23 protein-coding genes are annotated in these 23256 nt (G+C 54.9%); 12 read left to right on the top strand and 11 right to left on the bottom strand.

Annotation, left to right across the window (positions count from 1 at the left end):
• Nucleotides 1–1731 carry an arginine--tRNA ligase gene (gene argS, locus HHI26_RS00220; RefSeq protein ID WP_133841769.1) on the bottom strand — a complete coding sequence of 577 codons (1731 nt, stop codon included), beginning with the start codon at nucleotides 1729–1731 and terminating at the stop codon, nucleotides 1–3.
• A gap of 662 nt (nucleotides 1732–2393) precedes the next feature.
• Here argS and HHI26_RS00225 point away from each other — a divergent pair.
• Nucleotides 2394–2960, top strand: coding sequence for a VOC family protein (locus tag HHI26_RS00225; RefSeq protein ID WP_171148388.1), 567 nt, complete (start codon nucleotides 2394–2396; stop codon nucleotides 2958–2960).
• Between the two features lie 2 nt (nucleotides 2961–2962).
• Here the strand turns inward: HHI26_RS00225 and HHI26_RS00230 are convergent, their stop codons facing one another.
• A complete protein-coding gene (locus tag HHI26_RS00230; protein ID WP_133841771.1) occupies nucleotides 2963–4108 on the bottom strand; it encodes a PatB family C-S lyase in 1146 nt (381 codons plus the stop codon).
• A 99-nt stretch (nucleotides 4109–4207) separates the two neighbouring features.
• Between HHI26_RS00230 and cutC the strand changes: the two genes are divergently transcribed.
• Both cutC and HHI26_RS00240 read left to right on the top strand, forming a co-directional pair.
• Complete coding sequence (cutC, locus tag HHI26_RS00235) at nucleotides 4208–4963, top strand: copper homeostasis protein CutC (RefSeq protein WP_133841772.1); 756 nt, start codon at nucleotides 4208–4210, stop codon at nucleotides 4961–4963.
• Nucleotides 4964–5155: 192 nt separating this feature from the next.
• Nucleotides 5156–5992 (top strand): hypothetical protein, encoded by an 837-nt coding sequence (locus tag HHI26_RS00240; RefSeq protein WP_171148389.1) that lies wholly within the window; start codon nucleotides 5156–5158, stop codon nucleotides 5990–5992.
• Between the two features lie 54 nt (nucleotides 5993–6046).
• Here the strand turns inward: HHI26_RS00240 and HHI26_RS00245 are convergent, their stop codons facing one another.
• The 6 genes from HHI26_RS00245 to HHI26_RS00270 form a co-directional block, all read right to left on the bottom strand.
• Nucleotides 6047–7144, bottom strand: coding sequence for a glycerol dehydrogenase (locus tag HHI26_RS00245; protein ID WP_133841774.1), 1098 nt, complete (start codon nucleotides 7142–7144; stop codon nucleotides 6047–6049).
• 205 nt (nucleotides 7145–7349) lie between these two features.
• Entirely contained in the window at nucleotides 7350–8318 is a 969-nt protein-coding gene (gene cmoB, locus HHI26_RS00250) for a tRNA 5-methoxyuridine(34)/uridine 5-oxyacetic acid(34) synthase CmoB (RefSeq protein WP_133841775.1), read from the bottom strand.
• Nucleotides 8315–9055: a carboxy-S-adenosyl-L-methionine synthase CmoA gene (gene cmoA, locus HHI26_RS00255; protein WP_133841776.1), complete on the bottom strand. Its 741-nt coding sequence runs from the start codon at nucleotides 9053–9055 to the stop codon at nucleotides 8315–8317. Before cmoA ends, cmoB begins: the two co-directional genes overlap by 4 nt.
• 84 nt (nucleotides 9056–9139) lie before the next feature.
• Nucleotides 9140–9535, bottom strand: a complete 396-nt coding sequence (locus tag HHI26_RS00260) for an MAPEG family protein (RefSeq protein WP_133841777.1) — start codon at nucleotides 9533–9535, stop codon at nucleotides 9140–9142.
• Between the two features lie 86 nt (nucleotides 9536–9621).
• Nucleotides 9622–10446: a DUF72 domain-containing protein gene (locus HHI26_RS00265; RefSeq protein ID WP_133841778.1), complete on the bottom strand. Its 825-nt coding sequence runs from the start codon at nucleotides 10444–10446 to the stop codon at nucleotides 9622–9624.
• 106 nt (nucleotides 10447–10552) lie between these two features.
• Complete coding sequence (locus HHI26_RS00270) at nucleotides 10553–11122, bottom strand: hydrolase (protein WP_159336490.1); 570 nt, start codon at nucleotides 11120–11122, stop codon at nucleotides 10553–10555.
• 311 nt (nucleotides 11123–11433) lie between these two features.
• Between HHI26_RS00270 and aspS the strand changes: the two genes are divergently transcribed.
• The 6 genes from aspS (at nucleotide 11434) to ruvB (ending at nucleotide 16873) form a co-directional block, all read left to right on the top strand.
• On the top strand, nucleotides 11434–13221 hold the full coding sequence (aspS, locus tag HHI26_RS00275; RefSeq protein ID WP_171148390.1) for an aspartate--tRNA ligase: 1788 nt from the start codon (nucleotides 11434–11436) through the stop codon (nucleotides 13219–13221).
• Complete coding sequence (nudB, locus tag HHI26_RS00280; protein ID WP_133841781.1) at nucleotides 13221–13655, top strand: dihydroneopterin triphosphate diphosphatase; 435 nt, start codon at nucleotides 13221–13223, stop codon at nucleotides 13653–13655. The genes aspS and nudB overlap by 1 nt, the downstream gene beginning before the upstream one ends.
• 186 nt (nucleotides 13656–13841) lie before the next feature.
• Nucleotides 13842–14585: a YebC/PmpR family DNA-binding transcriptional regulator gene (locus HHI26_RS00285; RefSeq protein ID WP_133841782.1), complete on the top strand. Its 744-nt coding sequence runs from the start codon at nucleotides 13842–13844 to the stop codon at nucleotides 14583–14585.
• A 31-nt stretch (nucleotides 14586–14616) separates the two neighbouring features.
• Nucleotides 14617–15138, top strand: coding sequence for a crossover junction endodeoxyribonuclease RuvC (gene ruvC / locus HHI26_RS00290; RefSeq protein ID WP_133841783.1), 522 nt, complete (start codon nucleotides 14617–14619; stop codon nucleotides 15136–15138).
• Nucleotides 15139–15234: 96 nt separating this feature from the next.
• Nucleotides 15235–15849 carry a Holliday junction branch migration protein RuvA gene (gene ruvA / locus HHI26_RS00295; RefSeq protein WP_133841784.1) on the top strand — a complete coding sequence of 205 codons (615 nt, stop codon included), beginning with the start codon at nucleotides 15235–15237 and terminating at the stop codon, nucleotides 15847–15849.
• A gap of 13 nt (nucleotides 15850–15862) precedes the next feature.
• A complete protein-coding gene (ruvB, locus tag HHI26_RS00300; RefSeq protein WP_133841785.1) occupies nucleotides 15863–16873 on the top strand; it encodes a Holliday junction branch migration DNA helicase RuvB in 1011 nt (336 codons plus the stop codon).
• 43 nt (nucleotides 16874–16916) lie between these two features.
• On the opposite strand, the gene znuB is transcribed toward ruvB, so the two are convergent.
• Together znuB and znuC are read right to left on the bottom strand one after the other, a co-directional pair.
• Nucleotides 16917–17702, bottom strand: coding sequence for a zinc ABC transporter permease subunit ZnuB (gene znuB / locus HHI26_RS00305; RefSeq protein WP_133841786.1), 786 nt, complete (start codon nucleotides 17700–17702; stop codon nucleotides 16917–16919).
• On the bottom strand, nucleotides 17695–18453 hold the full coding sequence (gene znuC / locus HHI26_RS00310; protein ID WP_133841787.1) for a zinc ABC transporter ATP-binding protein ZnuC: 759 nt from the start codon (nucleotides 18451–18453) through the stop codon (nucleotides 17695–17697). Before znuC ends, znuB begins: the two co-directional genes overlap by 8 nt.
• Nucleotides 18454–18530: 77 nt before the next feature.
• On the opposite strand from znuC, the gene znuA reads away from it, so the two are divergent.
• The 3 genes from znuA to lpxM all read left to right on the top strand — a co-directional run bounded on the left by znuA (nucleotide 18531) and on the right by lpxM (nucleotide 21935).
• A complete protein-coding gene (gene znuA, locus HHI26_RS00315; protein ID WP_133841788.1) occupies nucleotides 18531–19490 on the top strand; it encodes a zinc ABC transporter substrate-binding protein ZnuA in 960 nt (319 codons plus the stop codon).
• Between the two features lie 12 nt (nucleotides 19491–19502).
• Nucleotides 19503–20828, top strand: coding sequence for a murein DD-endopeptidase MepM (gene mepM, locus HHI26_RS00320; RefSeq protein WP_133841789.1), 1326 nt, complete (start codon nucleotides 19503–19505; stop codon nucleotides 20826–20828).
• Between the two features lie 135 nt (nucleotides 20829–20963).
• A complete protein-coding gene (gene lpxM / locus HHI26_RS00325) occupies nucleotides 20964–21935 on the top strand; it encodes a lauroyl-Kdo(2)-lipid IV(A) myristoyltransferase (protein ID WP_133841790.1) in 972 nt (323 codons plus the stop codon).
• A gap of 43 nt (nucleotides 21936–21978) precedes the next feature.
• Here lpxM and HHI26_RS00330 read toward each other — a convergent pair whose 3' ends face one another.
• The gene (locus tag HHI26_RS00330) at nucleotides 21979–23205 is read right to left on the bottom strand and encodes an MFS transporter (protein WP_133841791.1); all 1227 of its coding nucleotides are present in this window, start codon (nucleotides 23203–23205) and stop codon (nucleotides 21979–21981) included.
• Nucleotides 23206–23256 lie beyond the last annotated feature (51 nt).

A 23256-nucleotide genomic window follows, 5' to 3' on the forward strand; every position in this document is an offset into this window, starting at 1 on the left:
TTACATCCGCTCTACGGTTTCAATCCCCAGCGTATCCAGCCCCTGCTTCAGAGTTTTCGCCGTTAACAGCGCCAGACGCAGACGGCTCTGTTTTGTTGCGTCATCGTCGGCGGTCAGGATAGGGCAGTGTTCGTAGAAGCCTGAGAACAGACCCGCCAGATCGTAAAGATACGCACACATCACGTGTGGCATCCCGTCGCGCGCAACCTGAGTAATGGTTTCTTCAAACTGCAACAGGCGTACTGCCAGCGCGGCTTCACGATCTTCAGCGATCGCGGTCGCGCCGCTGATGCCGTGCTCATCGATGCCTGCTTTGCGGAAGACGGACAGCACACGCGTGTAGGCATACTGCATATACGGTGCGGTGTTACCTTCAAACGCCAGCATGTTGTCCCAGTCGAAGATGTAGTCGGTGGTGCGGCTTTTCGACAGGTCGGCGTATTTGACGGCACCGATACCGACGATGTTGGCCAGTGCTTTCAGCTCATCGGCAGGCATATCCGGGTTTTTACCGGCAACCAGCGCCGTTGCGCGTTCAATGGCTTCATCCAGCAGGTCGGACAGCTTGATGGTGCCACCAGCACGGGTTTTAAACGGCTTACCGTCTTTACCCAGCATCATGCCGAACATGTGGTGTTCCAGTGGCAGGGACGCCGGTACATAGCCCGCTTTGCGCACGATAGTCCAGGCCTGCATCAGGTGCTGATGCTGACGTGAATCGATGTAATACAGCACACGGTCCGCTTTCAGCGTCTCGTAGCGATATTTCGCGCAGGCAATATCCGTTGTGGTGTAAAGGTAGCCGCCATCCTTTTTCTGGATGATCACGCCCATCGGTTCGCCTTCCTTGTTTTTATACTCATCAAGGAACACAACGGTGGCGCCTTCGCTCTCTACCGCCAGACCTTTGGCTTTCAGGTCAGCAACGATGCCCGGCAGCATATCGTTATACAGGCTTTCACCCATCACATCGTCGCGCGTCAGGGTGACGTTCATACGGTCATAAATCAGCTGATTCTGTGCCATGGTGATGTCGACCAGTCGCTTCCACATCTTGCGGCAGTATTCATCGCCGCCCTGCAGCTTAACGACATAACCGCGTGCGCGCTCGGCAAAGGCCGGGTCTTCATCGTAGGTACGTTTGGCTTCACGGTAGAAGACTTCCAGGTCTGCCAGCGCGATCTCTTCGTGATTCTCGTTCTGCTGTTTCTCAAGGAACGCAATCAACATACCGAACTGGGTGCCCCAGTCGCCAACGTGGTTGGCACGGATAACGTTATGGCCGAGGAACTCCAGCGTACGCACTGCCGCATCCCCGATGATGGTGGAGCGCACGTGACCCACGTGCATCTCTTTCGCCACGTTCGGTGCAGAGTAGTCAACTACCACGGTCTGCGGCTCCACAGCGGCCACACCCAGTTTCGGGGCGGCCAGCACGCTGTCGATCTGTGCAGACAGCCATTCAGGTGCCAGGAAGATATTGATAAAGCCCGGCCCGGCGATCTCAACTTTTTTGGCAATCCCCGTGAGATCCAGCTGCTCCAGCACTTTTTCGGCCAGTTGTCGTGGCGGCATACCCAGGGTTTTGGCCACGGCCATCATGCCGTTGGCCTGATAATCACCAAACTGCACTTTTGCCGACTGACGCACCTGAGGCTCGCAATCTGCGGGTGCTCCCACTGCGATCATCGCCTGACTGACTTTTTCTGAGAGAAGGGCCTGAATATTCACCGAGTTACCTTAATTTTTTTAAACCCACACGCAGAGGTGCAGGCCATGGTCTCGACGCCGCCGCATTCAGGGGGACATTCACCCAGGGTGGCAGCGCCTAAAAAAGAAGGGGAAAAGTATACTGCATTTAGGAACAAGTTATCCAGGAACCTGAGCCCCTGGATAACTTGTGTTTTGCGCGCGGGAAAACAGTGCTGTGAGGCTGTCTTCCACGGAAAGTCAGATTAGCGGCGACGTTGCGGGCGGTGGGGACTTGCCACCGTCGTTTTTCCGTTCCGTACCTTCCAGTGGCGTACAATCGCCAATCCCATCATCGCGATCAGCACGGCGACAAGTAATAACATAAGCATTAAGCTTTTCCTTGTGTTGATGGTCGGGATAAATCTATAAGAAAGCAGAATAGCCTACAATGCACCCCTGATGATTTAGGAATTGTCGCATTGTATAAATTTAACTAAACTAAAACATAAAGTTAAAGGCCATTTTCTAAAAAAATCACTGGTACTGAACCACCAGATGCTGGATGAAATGTTTTCTAAGCGGGCAATTTATATGAATAATTCCGATGAAATGCTAAGTTTCTATTCCATTATCTGGTCTGTAAAATCATATGCTTTAAGTGAAAATGATAAGTGAAATTACTGTAAATGAAGGGTTTTGAGATGTTATCCATAAACAATGCAGAAGAATTAAGCGATTTAGCTAATGATTTACCGCGTTTTTTACAATCCCTTTACCAATTGGCTGAGCGATTAAGCCTTGATCTTGATGTTCTTGAGGTTGATCACATTGCGGTCAGATGTCACCAGAACACCACCGCAGCGCGGTGGAAACAGGGGTTTCTGCGTTGCGGTTCGCTGTTTTCGGAAAAAGAGATTGCCGGACGTCCCGTCGCCCTGTTTGAGCTGGCTATACCGCTGGACGTGGGCCCGTGGAAGATCGGCGTGGTGGAACTCCCCTGGCCAGGGCAGCGGCTTTATCGCCATGAAGGCTGGGAACATGTCGAAGTGGTTCTGCGCGGCGACGAAGAGACGCTCGGCGCACGTGCTCTGGCGTTGATGGGTGACGAAGGCCTGACACAGCAGGGAATTTCGATTAAAACCAGTGCACCAAAGGGTGACGGCGAACGCCTGCCTAACCCAACGCTGGCGGTAACTGACGGGCAGGTGACCATCAAGTTCCATCCGTGGAGCTTGAAAGAGATCGTCGCCAGTGAAGTGGACCGTTAAATCTAGCGGCCGATAGCCAGCGCCAGCGTCATGCGGCGCAAGGCTTCGTCTAACATCGCACGCTGGCAGCCGAAGTTGAAACGGATAAACTTATCGTCACCGAAGTCACGCCCCGGTGAAAAGCCCAGCCCATGTTTTTCAAAGAACAGGGCCGGGCTGGCGACTTTCAGTTTGCTGGCATCAATCCAGCCCAGATAGCTGCCCTCTGGTGCCACCATGCTCAGTCCCGGTAGCGCATTCACGTGCTGTGTCAGTGCGTCACGGTTGCTGCGCAGGTACTCCACCTGCGCATCCAGCCACGGTTGCCCGTCCTGCCAGGCGGCCGTCGCGGCGACATAGGACAGAACATCGACATCCGGCACCATCCCTTTACGTTCCCGATTAAAACGGTCACGCAGTTCGCGGTCAGGAATGATGGCCACAGACGCACCGAGGCCAGCAATGTTGAAGCTTTTCGACGGAGACAGCAGGGTAATGGAGCGCTGGGCGGCATCTTCACTCAGGCTGGCAAACGGGATATGTTCAGCGCCCGGCTCCAGCAGCAGGTCGCAGTGAATTTCATCAGAACACACTATCAGGTCATGTCGCTGGGCAAAGCGCAGTTGTGCCTCCAGTTCCTCACGGCGATAAACGGTACCGCCCGGGTTCTGCGGGTTACACAACAGCAGCAGTTTTTCGTTGCCCTTAAGCTCAGGTTCCAGAGCATCCAGATCCAGCACCCAGCGCTGATTCTGAAGCTGTAACGGGGCGCTGACCTGCGCGCGTCCGGCCAGCTTTGCTGCCAGGCGGAAAGGGGGATAAATTGGTATGGGCGCAATGGTGCCCTGATGTGGCTCGGTAAACGCGCGTACGCACAGATTCAGCCCGGTAACGACGCCCGGTAGAAAGACCAGCCACTCGGGTTGAATTTTCCAGCCAAAACGTGTGTTCATGCGCTCAATGACGACCTCAATAAAGGCCTGCGGCGGGACACCATAGCCGAAGATGCCGTGTGAGATACGAGTCTGTAATGCTTCAGTAATACAATCAGCTACGCGAAAATCCGTGTCTGCGATCCACAACGGAAGGATATCCCGATCACCATATTTTTGCCATTTCAGGCTATCGCTGTGACGGCGGTCTATCCGTTGGTCAAAATTGAATGCCATGCTGATGATTCCCGTTAAGATAAATACCAGTAATGTCGATCAGACTAATCATCGGCATGAAAATAAACAACCAGACAGCAGTGATAACCGGAGGATGGGATGCGAAAACTGGAAATATGCTGCTACGGAGTGGAATGTGCCGTGACGGCGGAACGAGCGGGAGCCGATCGCGTGGAGTTATGTGCTGCGCCAACGGAAGGGGGATTAACACCATCGGCGGGGACATTGATGTCAGCTCGTCGTCGCGTTGCGATCCCGGTCCATCCGATTGTGCGCCCCAGAGGGGGAGATTTTTGTTACAGCGATATCGAATTTGAGCAGATGAAGTCAGATATTGCGTTTATCCGGGAACAGGGCTTTCCGGGGCTGGTGATCGGGTTGCTGGATGTGGACGGGCATATTGATCTGCCGCGCATGCAGCACGTCATGCAGCTGTGTCAGGGTATGGAGGTGACCTTTCATCGTGCCTTCGATTTGTGCCACAGCCCGGTCATGGCACTTAAGCAACTGACTGATTTAGGCGTGTCGCGCATCCTCACTTCCGGACAGCAGCAGAGTGCAGAAAGCGGCTTACCCCTCTTGAGGGAGCTTACCCGCATGGCGAAGGGCGTAAAAGTGATGGCCGGTGCGGGTGTGCGCCTGAGCAATGTGCAAAAGTTTATCGATGCTGGCCTGCTTGAGTTGCACAGCTCCGCCAGCCAACGTATTGCCTCATCGATGCGTTACCGTAAAGCCGGTGTGTCTATGTGTTCGGATGCTGAAAATGACGAATTTACCCGCACCTGCGTTGATGGTGATGTGGTTGCCGCGATGAAAAGCGTGATGTCGCTCGGCGCACCGCTTCACGTTGCCTAAATCCGTTGCCGCCTGGCGGTAACGTGCCGATTTTGCCGCGCAGCACGCCGTTCTCAGACGTGGTGTTTGCAAGTACCAGACCCCAGCGCCTTTTGTTGGGGTTTTTTTTGCTCCTGGTGCGGGTTTGTAATGCGTGTTGTACCCAAAAAAAACTACACTGAGTCATCTCCTTAATCTGCCATAAGAGCTGTGATGAAGATTCCGTTTTCGGGTTGTACGCTGATGATGACGCTGGCCTTTTTGCTGACTCCGGCTGCACAGGCGGCAACAGACTGCACGCCGGGCTTTCAGCAGGTGGCCAGTAATAACAGCATTGTGATGTTGGGGGGAACGGCCAGAGGCCCGGTTAAACAGTTTGTCCTCGGCGAATTTGGTAAGGATGTTAATCAGCAAAAACGCATGATTGGCGAGTTTGATCGCTGCGGAACGCTGAAACGTGCCGATTTGCGCTTCGATAAACAGGAAGGCAAGCTCCAGATCTCACTGGTGCAGAGTATTGAACATGTCAGGGATGGTTGGCTTTCAAGCTATGAAATGACCGTTGCTGAATTACGTAACGGCCAGCGGGTGGTGATCAATGATAAACGTGGCACCACACATTATCGGACGGGAAGCCGCGGTAATATCATTAGCTCGGCGGATACGTTCGTCCTCAATGGTGAAAAAGGCTTCACGGAAACCACCCACCATTTCGACCGCCAGTCGCGGCTGATTAGCAGTATTGCGCGGGGATCGGATAGCAACAGTAACGGTAAATTCACCTACCGCTGGAACAAACAGAACCTGCTGGTGGCTTTGGCGTCTGATCGAGAAAAAATGACGCTGGACTACGACCGGGATCAGCGTGAGTTACGTCTGAGCAGCCGCTCGGATACAGCGATGAGCAGTATGACAACGCTGGAGGAGTGCCAGCTGTGGGATGACCAGGGGAACTGTACGTTGAGCTATACGCGTGAAATGGAAGTGTTCCCCTCCGGGATTATCCGGCGCAATATTACTGCCGCTTACCGCTACGAATATTGGGAATAAACCGCGGCAGAAAAATAAGGCCGATCGCCCGGATCGGCCTTCACTACAATACGGTTATTTCACTGACAGACTAAAGGCATCTACGGCCAGAATGGCGTTCGCCACATCCTCAGCGCTCAGTCCCGGGTTCAGGTTTTTCAACGTGTCCCCTTCGTTATTGGCCAGCGCGCCGATTTTCACCAGATCGTCCCAGCTTACGTTGTCCAGATGCAGCTCCTTCAGCGTGGTCGGCATCTTGATGGCTCGGTAGAAACGCACGTAGCGTGCGATCTCCTCATCAGGCCGCTGCTCCAGCACCATCTGGGTCAGGGTGCCGTAAGCCACTTTTTCACCGTGCGTCAGGTGGTGAATATCGCCCTCAATCGCAGTAAAACCGTTGTGGATAGCGTGGGCACCGGCCAGACCGGCGTTTTCGAACCCCAGCCCTGAAAGCAGCGTATTGGCTTCCACCACGGCTTCCACCGCGGGTGTCACCAGCTGTTTCTCCACGGCCTGATAGGCACTCAGCCCCCAGGTCAGGAGTGTTTTTTCACAGGCTTCGGCGATCGCCATTCCGGCAATGGTCGGGTCACCGTTGACCATCGATTTGCTGTGTGAACGTTTCACCGCCTGCGCTTCAACATAGGTCGCCAGGCCATCCGCAATACCGGAGGCAAACAGACGCACCGGCGCGCGCACGCAGACCTGCGTATCCACCAGCACCAGATCCGGGTTTTTACTGTAGAAACGGTAGCTTTCGAACACGCCGGTATCCGAGTAGATCACTGACAGCGCACTGCAGGGGGCATCGGTAGAGGCGATAGTGGGCACGACGGCAACGGGGTGTTTCAACTCATCGGCAACCGCTTTTACAGTGTCCAGGGTTTTACCGCCACCGAGGCCGACCACAATACTTGTCCCGTTGGCTTTCGCCAGTTTAGCCAGGCGGGTGATCTCATTGCTGGAGGCTTCACCGTTAAACTCTTCGTAGTGGAATTCGACCTTGTTCGCGATCAGGGAGGCTTTAACGTCTTTTCCGATCAGCCCCCAGACAATCTTGTCAGCAACGAGGAACGCATTGCTGCCCAGTTCGGCCAGATGCTCGCCCAGGTGGGCTAGCTGACCCGCGCCCTGAATGTATTTCCGTGGTGATGAAAAAACAAATTTACTCATACCAGATACTCCTTTCAGGTGAATTTAACGCACAACTGATCCCACACTAACCCGTAAGTATTAGGCCATTTGATCAAAAAGAGTGATTTAATAAGAATTATCATTCTCATTGACACAGATCAGGATTTCACTCAGAGCGGTGAGGAGGCAGGGCAACGACGAGGGGGAGGCAGGGTCAGCCGTAAGACGGCCAACCCTGTCGGGATTATGGTTTGGTCGCTACCAACACGGCACGCAGGGGGGCAGGATAACCTTCGACGGTTTTCGTTGGGTCGTTCGGGTCGAGGAACTCGGCCAGGGACTCGCTGGTCATCCAGCTGGTACGACGCTGTTCATCCGTGCTGGTGACCGAGTAATCAGCAATACGGACGTCAACAAATCCACACTTCTCCAGCCAGTTTTTCAGCGCCCCGGTTGACGGGATGAAGTAGACGTTACGCATCTGCGCATAGCGTTCACCCGGCACCAGTACCTGCAGGTCATCGCCTTCGACCACCAGGGTTTCCAGCACCAGTTCGCCGCCGCTGACCAGCTGATTTTTCAACTGGAAAAGGTGGTCGAGCGGGGAGCGGCGATGATACAGCACGCCCATTGAAAATACGGTGTCGAACGCCTTCAGCTCGGGCAGTTGCTCGATGCCCAGCGGCAGCAGGTGCGCACGCTGATCGTTGCCCAGCAGTTTACGCACGGCTTCAAACTGGCACAGGAACAGCTGCATCGGGTCGATGCCGACCACGAGGTTGGCACCCGCGCCCAGCATGCGCCACATGTGGTAGCCGCTGCCACAACCGACATCCAGCACCGTACGTCCGGCCAGTGAGGAAATATGCGGCAGCACCCGCTCCCACTTCCAGTCAGAACGCCATTCTGTATCGATAGTCACGCCGTACAGTGAGAACGGCCCTTTACGCCATGGCATCAGATTACGCAGCAGTTTTTCAATGCCGTCACGCTGACGTGCGGAAAGATGGCTGCTGTCGGCGGTGACGCTGTGCAGTAAATCCAGCGTCTCCGGGGTCAGTGCGGGCAGGTGTTCAACGGAACGGTCCCAGTTTTTAAAGTGGCCGTGCAGTGACTCGCGTTGCCAGGCCGCGATCTGCGCAGGCAGGGTTTCCAGCCAGTGAGACAGCGGGCTTTTGGCAATCAGTTGATAAAAATTTCCGAAATCCATCAGGGATGACCTGCTTTTAAGGCCACCAGAGAGCCAAAGTTAAAACACTGGAACCACAGCTCTGCATGCTGGAAACCCGCATTGTGCAGACGCTGTTTATGGGTTTCCACGCTGTCGGTCAGCATGACATTTTCCAACATGCTGCGCTTCTGGCTGATCTCCAGTTCGCTGTAACCGTTCGCACGTTTAAAGTCGTGATGCATGTTGAACAGCAGTTCACCCACGTCAGAGTCAGCAAAGCTGAACTTTTCAGACAGCACCAGCGCACCGCCGGGTTTCAGTCCCTGATAAATGGTATTCAGCAACTGCTGCCGCTCTTCCGGTGCCAGAAACTGTAACGTGAAGTTCAGTACCACCAGGGAGGCATTCTCAATCGGGATCTGGCGGATGTCCGCTTCAATCACCTCGACCGGCGTATCGGCACGGAAGGCATCAATGTGGCGGCGGCAGCGCTCAACCATGGCGGGTGAGTTATCAACAGCAATAATCTTGCAGCCAGCGGCAGTAATATTGCGGCGCACTGACAGCGTGGCCGCGCCCAGCGAACAGCCGAGATCGTAAACACGGGAGTCGGGCTGGACAAAGCGCTCGGCTAACATGCCAATCATGGAAATAATGTTGGAATAGCCGGGCACAGAACGCTGAATCATGTCGGGGAAGACTTCAGCCACGCGCTCATCAAACGTCCAGTCGCCCAGCTTGGCAATTGGCGCGGAGAACAGCGTATCGCGGTTAGACATAGTGGTAAGTCCGGGGAAGCTAACGGAAAGGGCATATTCTGGCAGAAAGCGCGGCGGGCTGCACCTTTTCTGCCAGTAGAACGGTCAGGAAGTGCCGAGAACCAGGTCCCAGGGCAGGAACAGCAGATTGACGACCACCATGCCGAAGAGCGAAAGCAGCGTCAGGAGCATGCCGTTACGGCGCCACAGCACGGTGCGGCTGCGTAAACCATACGCATGCATCAGACGGCCGAAAAAGAAAAACAGCCCGAGCAGATGCAGCATCCAGATATCGGCACCGTTCATCTCCATCATTACCAGCAGAAAGAGTGCGATGGGGATATTTTCGACCGCATTACCGTGGATGCGAATGGCCAGCTGTAAATCAGACACCCCACCATCACCGATCGAGACCCGGTACTGACGACGTAAGCGCACCACGTCGAGTAAAAACTTCAGGATAAAAAGCGTACCAAGTACCACGTAAAGCGCACTGACCATGACTCACTCCATGATGTAATAATGATCTTATTGAGTAGGGTATCGAACAATGCTGACACTGTCGCCAGGCATCAGCATGAACCGGTTCAGAATAACATCTCCTGCTGCGGCCATTCAGGGGCATCACCGATATGCGGGAGCACCTGCTGTAATCCGGGCCACAGCGCGCGCACCAAATCCGGCGCGAAGCCGACATCCGGGGTATGTATAAACAGCCACGGCTGGGCCGTTTCGCACCACTGCGGTAACCGATCTCGCCAGGCGTTGAACCAGCTCAGGTTAGCCTCGACGTTGTCGCCGCCGATAAAACGGATCATCGGGGCGTCTGCGGTCATCACCGCATGGACTGGCAGTTTAGGTTTTTTGCGTTGTGCCTCAATAATCGCGGCCGTTGAAGGATGGGCACTGTGCACGCCGCGGGTATCGAGGATCACCCGGTTGACGCGGCGCTGATGCAATCCGCGATTCAGCGCCTGCTCGGCCTCGCCTTTGGCAAAAAACTCCGGATGCCGCACTTCCACACCGTAGCGGAATTCCGTGGGCAGGTTATCGAGAAACTGCCAGAGAGCAGGCAGGTCAGCAGGCGAAAAAGCCGCGGGAAGCTGTAACCAGAACTGTCCGATGCGATCGGCCAGCGGAGAGAGCAGATCAAAAAACTCTGCGCTGAGATCGCCGCACTGGCGCAGCGCGGCCTGATGGCTGATGGTCGCCGGAAATTTAAAACAGAAGCGGAAGTCATCGTGCGTCATTGCCCGCCAGCGCTGTACCACTTCCGGGCGCGGCAGTGCATACAGCGTGGTATTGCCTTCGACACAGTTAAAGTGACGGGCATAATCTTCCAGGGTGGTCATCCCCAGTTTTTTCCATTGCGGGTGCTGCCACTGTGGCAGGCCAAGATACAACGGCTTCATTGTTTATCCACATTCAGTCAGTTGCGGGCAACTTTACCGTGTGGATACAGGGGAGTGCAAGGCAGGCAGTGGGGAGAAAGACCGGTTCCCTCCGGTCATGCGCAGGTTAAGACAGCGCGGCGATGACGTCATCTGACTGACGCACGCGGGCAATACGTGGGAAGATCCACTCGACGCTGGCCTGATGCTGCTCAGTGCTGGCGGTGCTACAGATATCTTCGGCAATCACCAGATTGAAACCCAGTTCCCAGGCGTTACGTGCGGTGGACTCAACGCCAATGTTGGTGGCGATGCCACCCAGCACAAGGGTGTCAATGCCACGACGGCGCAGTTGCAGTTCCAGATCGGTACCGTGGAATGCCCCCCACTGGCGTTTGATGACGTGCAGATCGCTCTCCTGAACACCCAGCGCTTCAGGGTAGACCCACCAGTTATCCGGCAGTGCGCCTCCGGCATGGGCGGCATCAACCGGTTGTTTTGGCGCATCGGCAAAATCCGCTGACCAGCCTACACGTACCAGCACGACCGGGGCGTTGTGTGCACGAAAGTGGTCGGCCAGTTTCGCGGCACGTGGCACGACATCACTGGCCGCGTGTGGTGCCTTGCCAAACGGCAGAATGCCTTCCTGTAAGTCGATCAGCACCAGTGCGGTGGTCTGGGGATTGAGATTGAGCATGCGTTTCTCCGGGATAAGGGGGAAAACCATTGAGAATACAAAGGAACAGTTAAACGAGGCGATGAAAATAATGTGGGTAAAGCGCTGAGATTTGTTAGCGGTTATGTCGTGGTGATGATGTTTTGTTAACCACAGCGTCCGGTGGCAGCACATCGCAGCGTTTTTCTGCCACTTTCCCCTGATGACAGCACTTATCCTGTGAGCCATTTTCCATTATAATGGCAGCCATTTTTCGCGGCAGCAGCGCTCCTCAGAGCAGGATAGTGATTATAAAGCTGCGGCAGCAGCGCTGAAGTTAAAAGGATATCGTTATGCGTACTGAGTATTGTGGGCAGATCAATCTGTCTCATGTAGGCCAGCAAGTGACACTGTGCGGTTGGGTTAATCGCCGTCGCGATCTGGGCAGCCTGATCTTTATTGATATGCGTGACCGTGAAGGCATCGTGCAGGTGTTCTTCGACCCGGACCGTCAGGCGGCTTTCGATCTGGCGTCTGAACTGCGTAACGAGTTCTGCATCCAGATCACCGGCACCGTGCGTCCGCGTGATGAGAAGAACAAAAACAAAGATATGGCCACCGGTGAGATCGAAGTGTTCGCCACCGACCTGACCATCATCAACCGCTCAGAACCGCTGCCGTTAGACTCCAATATGGCGAACAGCGAAGAAGCGCGTCTGAAGTATCGCTATCTTGACCTGCGTCGCCCTGATATGGCGAACCGCCTGAAAGCTCGTGCGAAAATTACCAGCTTTGTGCGCCGCTTTATGGATGAGCACGGTTTCCTCGATATCGAAACCCCGATGCTGACCAAAGCCACGCCGGAAGGTGCCCGTGACTATCTGGTGCCAAGCCGCGTGCATAAAGGCAAATTCTACGCCTTGCCACAGTCGCCACAGCTGTTCAAACAGCTGCTGATGATGTCCGGTTTTGACCGTTACTATCAGATCGTCAAATGTTTCCGTGACGAGGATCTGCGTGCTGACCGTCAGCCTGAATTTACCCAGATCGACGTTGAAACCTCGTTCATGACCGCCGCTCAGGTGCGTGAAATCATGGAACGTCTGGTCCGCAATCTGTGGGTTGATGTGAAGTCTGTTGAACTGGGTGACTTCCCAACCATGACCTTCGCCGAAGCGATGCGTCGTTTTGGTTCCGATAAGCCAGACCTTCGTAACCCAATGGAGCTGGTTGACGTCGCAGACCTGGTGAAAAACGTTGAGTTCAACGTCTTTGCTGGCCCGGCTAACGATGCCAAAGGCCGTGTTGCGACACTGCGTGTGCCGGGTGGCGCGACGCTGAGCCGTAAGCAGATTGACGACTACGGCAAATTTATCGAAATTTATGGCGCGAAGGGCCTGGCTTACATCAAGGTCAACGAGCGTGTTAAAGGCCTGGAAGGGATCACCAGCCCGGTAGCGAAATTCCTTAATGCAGAAATCGTTGAAGAGATTCTGGCACGTAACGGCGCCGCCGATGGCGATATGATCTTCTTCGGTGCGGGCAGCGCGAAAGTCGTGGCCGATGCCCTGGGTGCTTTGCGTCTGAAACTGGGTCGTGACCTTAAGATCACCAACGAGGCCTCCTGGGCGCCGCTGTGGGTCGTGGACTTCCCGATGTTTGAAGACGATGGCGAAGGCGGTCTGACCGCGATGCACCATCCGTTTACCGCGCCGAAAGAGATGACGCCGGAAGAACTGAAGAACGCACCGGAAACCGCGATTGCTAACGCCTACGATATGGTCATCAATGGCTATGAAGTGGGTGGCGGTTCCGTGCGTATTCACAACGGTCAGATGCAGCAGACGGTGTTCGGCATTCTGGGTATTGAAGAGCACGAACAGCGTGAGAAGTTTGGCTTCCTGCTGGATGCGCTGAAATACGGTACGCCACCGCATGCGGGTCTGGCCTTTGGTCTTGATCGCCTTGTCATGCTGCTGACCGGCACGGATAACATTCGTGACGTGATTGCCTTCCCGAAAACCACCGCTGCGGCCTGTCTGATGACCGAAGCGCCAAACTTTGCTAACCCGGCCTCACTGGCCGAGCTGGGCATTGAAGTGGTCAAGAAAGTGAAAGATCAGCCGTCAGAGAATAACTGATGGCGTATAAGCATCCGGTGTCGGTTCTGGTGGTGATTTATGCCCAGGATACCCGGCGGGTGCTGATGTTGCAGCGACGCGATGATGTGGATTTCTGGCAGTCGGTGACCGGCAGCCAGGAGCCGGGCGAAAGCCTGGCGCAGACCGCACAGCGGGAAGTGATGGAAGAGATTGGCATTGATATAAACGCCGGGCAGCTCACATTAGTGGACTGCCAGCGTCATATAGAATTCGAAATCTTTACGCACTTTCTTCATCGTTACGCACCGGGCACCACCCATAATCGGGAACACTGGTTTAGCCTCATGCTCCCTGCGGAGTGCAGCATCACATTGAGCGAGCATCTGGCCTTTCAGTGGCTGGATGCCCCGGCCGCCGCCGCGCTCACCAAGTCCTGGAGTAACCGCCAGGCAATTGAAGAATTCGTACTGTAATTTTGTTTAATTTTTATCTTTTGAACTTAGCTTGATGTCCAGGCGTTATCGGCGCAGATAGTTTGCGCACGGCCAGCGCGGAGCAACCGCAGCATACTTATGTATGTGAGGATTGCGAGCACTGCCCGGGTGCAAAATAGCAAGCAAGATAGCCTGTGCAATAGGCAATCTGGAGACTCAGTGTAAATGGCGGGACATAGTAAATGGGCGAATACCAAGCACCGCAAGGCTGCTCAGGATTCCAAACGCGGTAAAATCTTCACCAAAATCATTCGTGAGCTGGTGACTGCTGCCAAACTGGGCGGTGGTGATGCTAACTCCAACCCGCGTCTGCGTGCGGCGATGGACAAAGCACTGTCAAACAACATGACCCGTGACACCATGAACCGTGCGATTGCACGCGGCGTGGGCGGTGATGATGACAGCAATATGGAAACCATCATTTATGAAGGTTACGGCCCAGGTGGCACCGCTGTGATGGTGGAGTGCCTGAGTGATAACCGTAACCGTACCGTGTCAGAAGTGCGTCATGCCTTCACCAAAACCGGTGGTAACCTTGGGACGGATGGTTCTGTGGCCTACCTGTTCACCAAAAAAGGCGTGATCACCTTCGCACCGGGCCTGGAAGAAGACCAGGTGATGGATGCGGCGCTGGAAGCCGGTGCTGACGATGTGATGACCTGGGACGATGGCACCATCGACGTATTCACCGCATGGGAAAGCCTGGGGGCCGTTAAAGACGCGCTGGACGCGGCGGGTCTGAAGGCAGAAAGTGCCGAAGTCACCATGATCCCATCGACCAAAGCCGATATGGATGTGGAGACCGCACCAAAACTGCTGCGTTTGATCGATATGCTGGAAGACTGCGACGACGTGCAGGAGGTTTACCATAACGGTGAAATTTCTGACGAGGTGGCGGAAACCCTGTGACACTCCGTCCATCACATCGGGTGAGCGCGTAATGGCTATTATTTTGGGGATCGACCCCGGTTCGCGCATCACCGGTTACGGTGTGATTCGGCAGGTGGGGCGGCAGTTAACGTATCTGGGCAGTGGATGTATCCGCACCAGTGTGGCTGACCTGCCGTCGCGCCTGAAGCTGATTTATGCGGGTGTTAGCGAGATTATTACTCAGTTTCAGCCTGAGTTTTTCGCGATTGAGCAGGTCTTTATGGCAAAGAACGCCGACTCAGCCCTGAAACTGGGCCAGGCGCGCGGTGCGGCCATTGTTGCTGCCGTGAACCAGGATCTGCCGGTGTTTGAGTATGCGGCGCGGCAGGTGAAGCAGACCGTTGTGGGCATCGGTAGTGCAGAGAAAAGCCAGGTACAGCATATGGTGCGTACCTTGCTCAAACTGCCAGCGAACCCCCAGGCGGATGCCGCCGATGCGCTGGCGATTGCCATCACGCATTGTCACCTGAGCCAGAACGTCAATCGTATCGGTGAGGGCAAGCTTAACCTCGCTCGTGGTCGTCTGAGTTAATGGACAATGGCCCGCTAATCTCAACAGGCTGGATATTCATCCAGCCTTTTTTATGCTATAAACTCCCCTCTAAATTGTTATCAGAAGGAAGCGAATGTGATAGGTCGTCTGAGAGGCATTATCCTGGAAAAACAGCCGCCCGTGGTGTTACTGGAAGCCAGCGGCGTGGGTTATGAGGTGCAAATGCCAATGACCTGTTTTTATGAGCTTCCCGACATCAACCATGAAGCGATTATCTTTACTCACTTTGTGGTGCGCGAAGATGCGCAGTTGCTGTTTGGTTTTAACAGCAAGCCGGAGCGGGCGCTGTTCCGTGAACTGATCAAGGTTAACGGCATCGGGCCTAAGCTGGCACTGGCCATTTTGTCCGGTATGTCAGCGCAGCAGTTCGTCACCGCCGTTGAACGTGAAGAGATTGCTGTGCTGGTGAAACTGCCAGGCGTGGGTAAGAAAACCGCTGAGCGCTTAGTGGTGGAAATGAAAGACCGCTTCAAAGGGATGCACGGCGATCTGTTTGCCACCGATGCACCGTTTGCACTGACCAGTGAAATGCCGACAGAAGCCGCCAACGATGCCGAAAGCGAAGCCGTTTCTGCCCTGGTGGCGCTGGGGTATAAACCTCAGGAAGCCAGCCGCATGGTCAGCAAAGTGGGTAAACCGAACGCCGACTGCGAAACATTGATTCGCGAAGCCCTGCGCGCCGCTATTTGATTTGAGGTAGAGCATGATTGAAGCCGACCGCCTTGTCTCCGCCGGGGTCATCACCGAAGAAGAAGTTATCGACCGCGCTATCCGCCCGAAAATGCTGGCAGAGTACGTTGGTCAGCCGGTGGTGCGTGAACAGATGGAAATCTTCATCGAAGCCGCTAAGAATCGCGGTGATGCGCTCGACCATCTGTTGATCTTTGGCCCGCCGGGCCTGGGAAAAACCACGCTGGCAAATATTGTTGCTAACGAGATGGGCGTTAACCTGCGTACCACATCCGGCCCGGTGCTGGAGAAAGCAGGCGATCTGGCGGCGATGCTGACCAACCTCGAACCTCATGATGTCCTGTTTATTGATGAGATCCACCGACTGTCGCCCGTGGTGGAAGAAGTGCTGTACCCGGCGATGGAAGACTATCAGCTGGATATTATGATCGGGGAAGGCCCGGGCGCGCGTTCGATTAAACTCGACCTGCCGCCGTTTACCCTGATTGGCGCCACCACGCGCGCGGGCTCACTGACGTCACCGTTGCGTGACCGTTTCGGCATCGTGCAACGTCTGGAGTTTTACCGGGTAGAAGACTTACAGCATATCGTTGCCCGCAGTGCATCCTGCCTCGGTTTGCCATTGAGTGAGGATGGCGCGCTGGAAATCGCCCGCCGTGCTCGCGGTACGCCGCGTATCGCTAACCGACTGCTGCGCCGCGTGCGTGACTTTGCCGAGGTGCGTGCGAACGGCAGTATGAGCGGGGACGTGACCTCAAAAGCACTGGATATGCTGAGTGTGGATACCGAAGGTTTCGACTATATGGACCGCAAACTACTGCTGGCGATTATCGATAAATTTATGGGTGGCCCGGTCGGGCTGGATAACCTGGCGGCGGCAATCGGTGAAGAGCGCGAAACCATCGAGGACGTGCTGGAACCGTATCTGATCCAGCAGGGCTTTATTCAACGCACGCCGCGTGGCCGTATGGCCACCCAGCATGCTTACAAGCACTTCGGCATCGACCGACCAGAATCACAGTAAGTAGGGGTGAGGGATGCCTCCTTGCCCGTGCAAAAACGGCGGGTTACACCGCCGGTTTCTTCACCATACTCAGCATGAACATCACCGCTGCCCCCAGCACCACAGAAGGGCCGGCTGGCGTATCGTAGAAGGCAGAGAAGGTCAGACCGATGGTCACGGCCAGAATGCCAATGACCACCGCCAGTGCCGCCATCTGCTCCGGTGAGCGGGCAAAACGACGGGCGGTGGCGGCAGGGATAATCAGCAGTGAGGTGATGATCAACGCCCCGACAAATTTCATCGCTACCCCAATCGTCAGCGCCGTGATCAGCATCAGAATCATTTTGGTCCGCTGAATATTGACGCCATCCACCTGCGCCAGCTCAGGGCTGATGGTGATTGACAGCAGGGCACGCCATTGCCACGCCAGCAGAAGCAGAACCACCGCCACACCCGCGACAATCGTCCACAGATCGGTTGGTGTCACGGCCAGCAGGTCACCAAACAGATAGGCCATCAGATCCACACGCACGTCAGACATCAGGCTGACCACCACCATGCCCAGCGACAGCGCACTGTGCGCCATAATGCCCAGCAGGGTATCAATCGCCAGATGCGGACGACGCTCCAGCCACACCAGCACCAGCGACAACAGCAGAGTGACTACGATCACTGCATAAAACGGACTGACATTAAGCAGCAGGCCAAAAGCTACGCCCAGCAAGGAGGCATGTGCCAGCGTGTCGCCAAAATAGGACATGCGACGCCACACCACAAAGGAACCCAGCGGCCCGGCTGCCAGCGCCAGTAATACGCCTGCTAACCAGCCGGGTAATAATAATTCAATCATGACGGCCGGTCCCTTTGCGCAAAATAATTCGTCCCTGGAGATCGTGACGATGGTTGTGATGGTGGCGATAAATCGCCAGCTGTTCAGCACCGCGTTGGCCGAACATCGAGATAAATTCAGGGTGTTTGGACACCGCTTCTGGCGTACCCGAACAGCAGATATGGTGATTGAGGCACAAGACCTCGTCGGTTTTCGCCATCACCAGATGCAGGTCGTGGGAGACCATCAGCACGCCGCAGTTGAGTTCGCGGCGCAGCTGGTCGATCAGGTCATACAGCGCCACCTGACCGTTGACGTCAACGCCCTGCGTGGGTTCATCAAGCACCAGTAGCTGCGGCTGGTTGAGCAGTGCTCGTGCCAGCAGCACACGCTGCATTTCGCCACCGGAGAGTTTTTGTAGCGGGTATTCCAGCAGATGAGCCGCCTGCACGCGTTTCAGCGCGGGCAGAATATCGTCTGACTTTACCCCAGGTCGCAGACGCATAAAGCGCGCAACCGTGAGGGGCAGGGTGACATCAAGATGGATTTTTTGCGGCACGTAACCAATACGCAGTTGCGCCGGGCGCAGCAGGGTACCGGCGGTGGGGGCAATCAGCCCGAGCACCACGCGCACCAGCGTTGATTTACCGGCCCCGTTCGGCCCGAGCAGGGTCAGAATTCGGCCAGGTTGCAGCGAAAGTGACACATCGGACAGGACACGGCGCTGTCCAAAGCTCACAGAAATTTTTTCAAGGGTGATCAAAGATGACATGTCGATTACTGGTTGCAGAAAATTACGAATGTTATAATATCACAATCCATCAGCTCTTCACGATGGATTGAATCATTATGTTACACAAAAAAACACGTGCCTTATCAATGCTCGCAGGCATGAGCATTGCCGCTTCGCTTGTGCTTCCTGCCCATGCAGACGTTGTTGCCTCCGTTAAACCTGTTGGATTTATCGCTGCCGCGATTGCAGATGGCGTCACACCGGTGAATGTTTTGCTGCCCGATGGTGCCTCAGAGCATGATTATGCCTTGCGTCCTTCCGACATTAAACGCTTAAAAAGCGCGGATTTAGTGGTCTGGGTTGGTCCGGAAATGGAAGCGTTTATGACCAAATCTGCCGCCAGTTTGCCCGCACAAAAGAACGTCGAAATGAGTGCCCTCCCGGGTGTGAAAGGCTTGCTGCTGAAGGGCGGCGAAGACGAAGAAGAAGAAGAGCATGAAGCACATGCGGGGCATTCGCATGAGGCTGCTGACAGCCACGATCACCACCATCATGGTGAGTATAATATGCATCTGTGGATGTCTCCGGAGATCTCAAAGCAAACGGCGATTGCAATCCATGGAAAATTGTTGGAACTTATGCCGCAAAGCAAGGACAAACTAGACGCAAACCTGCAGCACTTTGAGGCAGAATTGGCGTCAGCCGATGCGAAAATCAGTAAACAGTTGGCCCCGGTTAAAGGCAAAGGGTATTTCGTTTTTCATGATGCTTACACTTACTTTGAAAAACACTTCGGTCTGACCCCATTAGGTCATTTTACCGTCAACCCTGAGATCCAACCCGGTGCGCAGCGTTTACATCAAATACGAACACAGTTGGTTGAGCAAAAAGCAGCCTGCGTTTTTGCTGAACCACAATTCAGGCCAGCCGTGATAGAGGCCGTTGCCAGAGGGACCACCGTGCGTTCGGGCACACTGGATCCACTCGGGACGGACATCACCCCAGGTAAAGACAGCTATGTGACATTCCTCTCACAGTTGTCCAGCCAGTATGAGAGCTGCCTGAAAGGAGAATAGAGGAACATTTAAGTGCAGCAGATATCCCGCGCTGTCGCCATGGCGTTTAATAATTTACCCCGGCCCCACCGCATTATGTTGGGGTCGCTGACCGTTGTAACGCTGGCCGTCACGCTGTGGCGGCCTTACGTTTATCATCCGGGTAACGAAAGCCCGATTGTTAAAACCGTCGAGCTCGATAAAAATCAACTACGTACCTTGCTTCCTGAAGCCAGTGAGCCGATAGATCAGGACACCCCATCCCCGGCTGACGATGCCCCGAAAGATGAAATCGATGAAGACGTTCCGGATGAAAGCGGCACGCACGATTACGTTGTTTCAACAGGTGATACCCTCAGCAGCGTGTTAAACCAGTACGGCATTGATATGTCGGAAATCAACATGCTGGTGAAAAGCGATAAAGATTTGCGCAACCTGCAAGTCGGGCAGCAACTCTCATGGTCGCTGAACGACAATGGTGATTTACAGCGCATTACCTGGGAAGTGTCCCGCCGTGAAACGCGCACTTACGACCGCTCCGGTGACGGCTTCAAACCCTCTTCTGCCATTCAGAAGGGAGAGTGGCAAAACAGCGTATTAAGCGGTGTGGTCAACGGCAGTTTTGTCAGCAGTGCCAGGAAAGCGGGGCTGTCCAGCAGTGAAATCAGCGCGGTGATTAAATCCCTGCAATGGCAGATGGATTTCCGCAAGCTGCGTAACGGCGACAAGTTCTCCGTACTGATGTCGCGCGAAATGCTGAATGGTAAAAGCGAGCAGAGTGAACTGGCTGGCGTGCGCCTGAACAGTGGTGACAAAGATTATTACGCGATCCGTGGGGCAGACGGTAAGTTCTATGACCGTAACGGTTCCGGCCTGGCGCGTGGTTTTATGCGTTTCCCAACCGTGAAACAGTATCGCGTGTCATCGAACTTTAACCCGCGTCGTTTAAATCCGGTAACCGGGCGTGTTGCGCCACACAAAGGCGTGGACTTTGCTCTGCCAGTGGGGACGCCAGTGCTGGCTGTCGGTGATGGTGAGGTTATCGTTGCTAAACGCAGCGGTGGGGCGGGTAACTACGTTGCCGTTCGCCATGGACGTCAGTATATGACGCGCTATATGCATCTGAAGAAGCTGCTGGTGAAACCCGGTCAGAAAGTGAAGCGTGGCGATCGCATCGCGCTTTCCGGTAATACGGGGCGTTCTACGGGGCCACACCTGCACTTTGAAATCTGGATTAACAATCAGGCAGTGAACCCGTTGACGGCCAAACTTCCGCGTATGGAAGGGTTGACCGGTAAAGACCGTCGCGATTACCTGGCGAAAGTGCGCGAAGTCGTGCCTCAACTTCGCTTCAAGTAAGATTGCTGCACATAAAAAAGCCGATGGTGGATGCCATCGGCTTTTTTTTAGCCTAAACAGGCGCATTCACGGCAATAACTTTGCAAAATCTTCCGTCAGCACTATCATAAGCCCGTTATTGTTCGAGGCCAGTGCATGGAAAACAGAAAAAATAATCAAATTGAGTTCATTCCCACGTTTAACAAAAGTTTCTTATTGCCACGCTATTGGGGAAGCTGGCTGGGTGTTGGCGCATTTGCCAGTCTGACGCTGGTGACCCCACGTCTGCGTGACCCGTTACTGGGTGCATTAGGTCGTCTGGCAGGGAAATTTGCCCGCAGTGCGCGCCGTCGTGCACAGATTAACCTGTTGTACTGCATGACGGATAAGTCAGAGCAAGAACGCGAAGCGATAATCGACGAGATGTTTGCCGTTGCCCCGCAGTCGATGGCGATGATGGCCGAACTCGCCCTGCGGCCGAAGAACGCAAAGAAGCGTATTCGCTGGCACGGACGTGAGATTATCGATGATTTGCAGAATAACGGGCAGAATGTCATTTTCCTGGTACCCCACGCCTGGGCCGTCGACCTGCCGGCGATGGTGCTGGCGTCTGAAGGGCAGCCGATGGCGGCGATGTTCCATAACCAGAGCAATCCGGTAATGGATTACGTCTGGAACCGGGTAAGACGCCGTTTTGGCGGTCGTATGCATGCGCGTAACGACGGCATCAAACCGTTTGTCCTGTCTATCCGTCAGGGATACTGGGGCTATTATCTGCCGGATCAGGATCACGGTGCAGAGCAGAGTGAATTCGTTGATTTCTTCGATACTTACAAAGCTACGCTACCCGCGGTAGGGCGTATGATGAAAGTCTGCCGGGCGAAAGTGGTACCGCTCTTCCCGGTGTATGACAGCAAACGCCACTGTCTGGATATTTATCTACGTCCGCCGATGGACGATCTGCCGGATTCTGATGATGCTTCACAGGCTCGCCGGTTGAATAAAGAAGTGGAAGATTTTGTGCGTCCGCATCCGGAGCAGTACACCTGGATACTCAAGTTGCTGAAAACACGCAAACCCGGTGAGAAAGAACCTTACGATCGCAAAGAACTTTATCCAAAGAAGTAATACTGGCTGGGGACAACGCGCTATGTTGTTGTCCCCTGGCCGATCAGTTTAGTGAGGAACGACGCTTCCATTCCCGCAGAAATGCCCGTACTAACACGCACCACACCAGACCGCAGGCCAGATTCGCCAGGCTGAAAGCGCGGGCACCGTCGCTAAAGTAAGCAAACTTCGCCAGCTCAATCCCCAACGCAAACACCAGAATACTCACCATGCCGAGCATTGCGGCGACACTGCCTTTGCCTGCCTGGCTGGAAAACAACGTCAAACGGTACAGACCCGCGTTCACCAGTCCGGTGCCAAAACCGTAGAGACTGAGCCCGGCAGTCAGCCACAGGTAGCTGTGCTTGTCGATAACGGAGGCCAGTGCGGCGATCCCAAGGCCCAGTAAAATCGGCCAGGCGCCCAGGCGCAGCGGTTGATCGATAGGCACGCGAGAGGCAAGCTTGCCCAGGGTCAGGTTCCCGGCAATCATGGCGACGAATACGGGAAGCTGCAACAGTGCGTAATCCAGCCGTGTCAGCCCCTCATCGTGGATCAGGATCACGGGCGACAGCGCCACCCAGGCCAGGCACGGGATGGTCACCAGGCCTATTGCCAGTGAACCACTCATCACCTGACGGTCTTTCAGCAGGGCCAGATACCCTTTGCCCAGAGAGGGAAGTGACAGCGACATCTGCGGGTCACCGGCCGTTTCCGGCATGGTACGCCACAGGCCCAGAAGGGCAATGGCCGTGACGGCACCAAACAGCCAGAACATGGTACGCCAGTCACTGATTTCCAGAAATGCAGCCCCGGCCAGCGGACCCGCGAGCGGAGCCAGCAGCGCAACGTTGGCCATTAACGCCATGATACGCACGCTAAGAGCTTCATCGAAGGCTTCCTGTATCGCGGCATACCCCACGGCGCCAATGAAGCACAGGCTGATTCCCTGCAGGAAACGCAGCAGGATAAATTGCTCGATGCTCTGCACCCAATGGGTCGCCATACAGGTCAGCATGAAGAAGGTAACTCCGGCGAGCATCACCGGGCGCCGACCCAGCTTGTCCGACAGGGGGCCCAGCAACCACTGCAACACAATGCCGCCAATCAGATAGGCCGTCAGAGAGGCTGATACCCATTCTGGCCCAACGTTAAATTCCTGAGTGACCAGCAACATACCGGGCTGAATCATATCGTGGGCGATATAGGTCGCAAACTCGAAGAGGACTAATGACAATGGGAATATCAGGTGTCGACGGGTCAGGTTCGACAGTGGAACAAATGACGCCATTCTGGCTCCCTCCAGGGGGTGGTGTAATGCAGCAGCGTGTCAGCTTTCGGA

Source organism: Erwinia sp. JH02, from assembly GCF_013074405.1.
In the GTDB taxonomy this organism is placed as follows: Bacteria; Pseudomonadota; Gammaproteobacteria; order Enterobacterales; family Enterobacteriaceae; genus Erwinia; species Erwinia rhapontici.

Bases quoted from the DNA above. Each gene is read 5' to 3' on its own strand.
- HHI26_RS00225 (WP_171148388.1), top strand. From the start codon at position 2,394: ATGTTATCCATAAACAATGCAGAAGAATTAAGCGATTTAGCTAATGAT.
- HHI26_RS00230 (WP_133841771.1), bottom strand. From the start codon at position 4,108: ATGGCATTCAATTTTGACCAACGGATAGACCGCCGTCACAGCGATAGC.
- cutC (WP_133841772.1), top strand. From the start codon at position 4,208: ATGCGAAAACTGGAAATATGCTGCTACGGAGTGGAATGTGCCGTGACG.
- HHI26_RS00240 (WP_171148389.1), top strand. From the start codon at position 5,156: ATGAAGATTCCGTTTTCGGGTTGTACGCTGATGATGACGCTGGCCTTT.
- HHI26_RS00245 (WP_133841774.1), bottom strand. From the start codon at position 7,144: ATGAGTAAATTTGTTTTTTCATCACCACGGAAATACATTCAGGGCGCG.
- cmoA (WP_133841776.1), bottom strand. From the start codon at position 9,055: ATGTCTAACCGCGATACGCTGTTCTCCGCGCCAATTGCCAAGCTGGGC.
- HHI26_RS00260 (WP_133841777.1), bottom strand. From the start codon at position 9,535: ATGGTCAGTGCGCTTTACGTGGTACTTGGTACGCTTTTTATCCTGAAG.
- HHI26_RS00265 (WP_133841778.1), bottom strand. From the start codon at position 10,446: ATGAAGCCGTTGTATCTTGGCCTGCCACAGTGGCAGCACCCGCAATGG.
- HHI26_RS00270 (WP_159336490.1), bottom strand. From the start codon at position 11,122: ATGCTCAATCTCAATCCCCAGACCACCGCACTGGTGCTGATCGACTTA.
- aspS (WP_171148390.1), top strand. From the start codon at position 11,434: ATGCGTACTGAGTATTGTGGGCAGATCAATCTGTCTCATGTAGGCCAG.
- nudB (WP_133841781.1), top strand. From the start codon at position 13,221: ATGGCGTATAAGCATCCGGTGTCGGTTCTGGTGGTGATTTATGCCCAG.
- HHI26_RS00285 (WP_133841782.1), top strand. From the start codon at position 13,842: ATGGCGGGACATAGTAAATGGGCGAATACCAAGCACCGCAAGGCTGCT.
- ruvC (WP_133841783.1), top strand. From the start codon at position 14,617: ATGGCTATTATTTTGGGGATCGACCCCGGTTCGCGCATCACCGGTTAC.
- ruvB (WP_133841785.1), top strand. From the start codon at position 15,863: ATGATTGAAGCCGACCGCCTTGTCTCCGCCGGGGTCATCACCGAAGAA.
- znuB (WP_133841786.1), bottom strand. From the start codon at position 17,702: ATGATTGAATTATTATTACCCGGCTGGTTAGCAGGCGTATTACTGGCG.
- znuC (WP_133841787.1), bottom strand. From the start codon at position 18,453: ATGTCATCTTTGATCACCCTTGAAAAAATTTCTGTGAGCTTTGGACAG.
- znuA (WP_133841788.1), top strand. From the start codon at position 18,531: ATGTTACACAAAAAAACACGTGCCTTATCAATGCTCGCAGGCATGAGC.
- lpxM (WP_133841790.1), top strand. From the start codon at position 20,964: ATGGAAAACAGAAAAAATAATCAAATTGAGTTCATTCCCACGTTTAAC.
- HHI26_RS00330 (WP_133841791.1), bottom strand. From the start codon at position 23,205: ATGGCGTCATTTGTTCCACTGTCGAACCTGACCCGTCGACACCTGATA.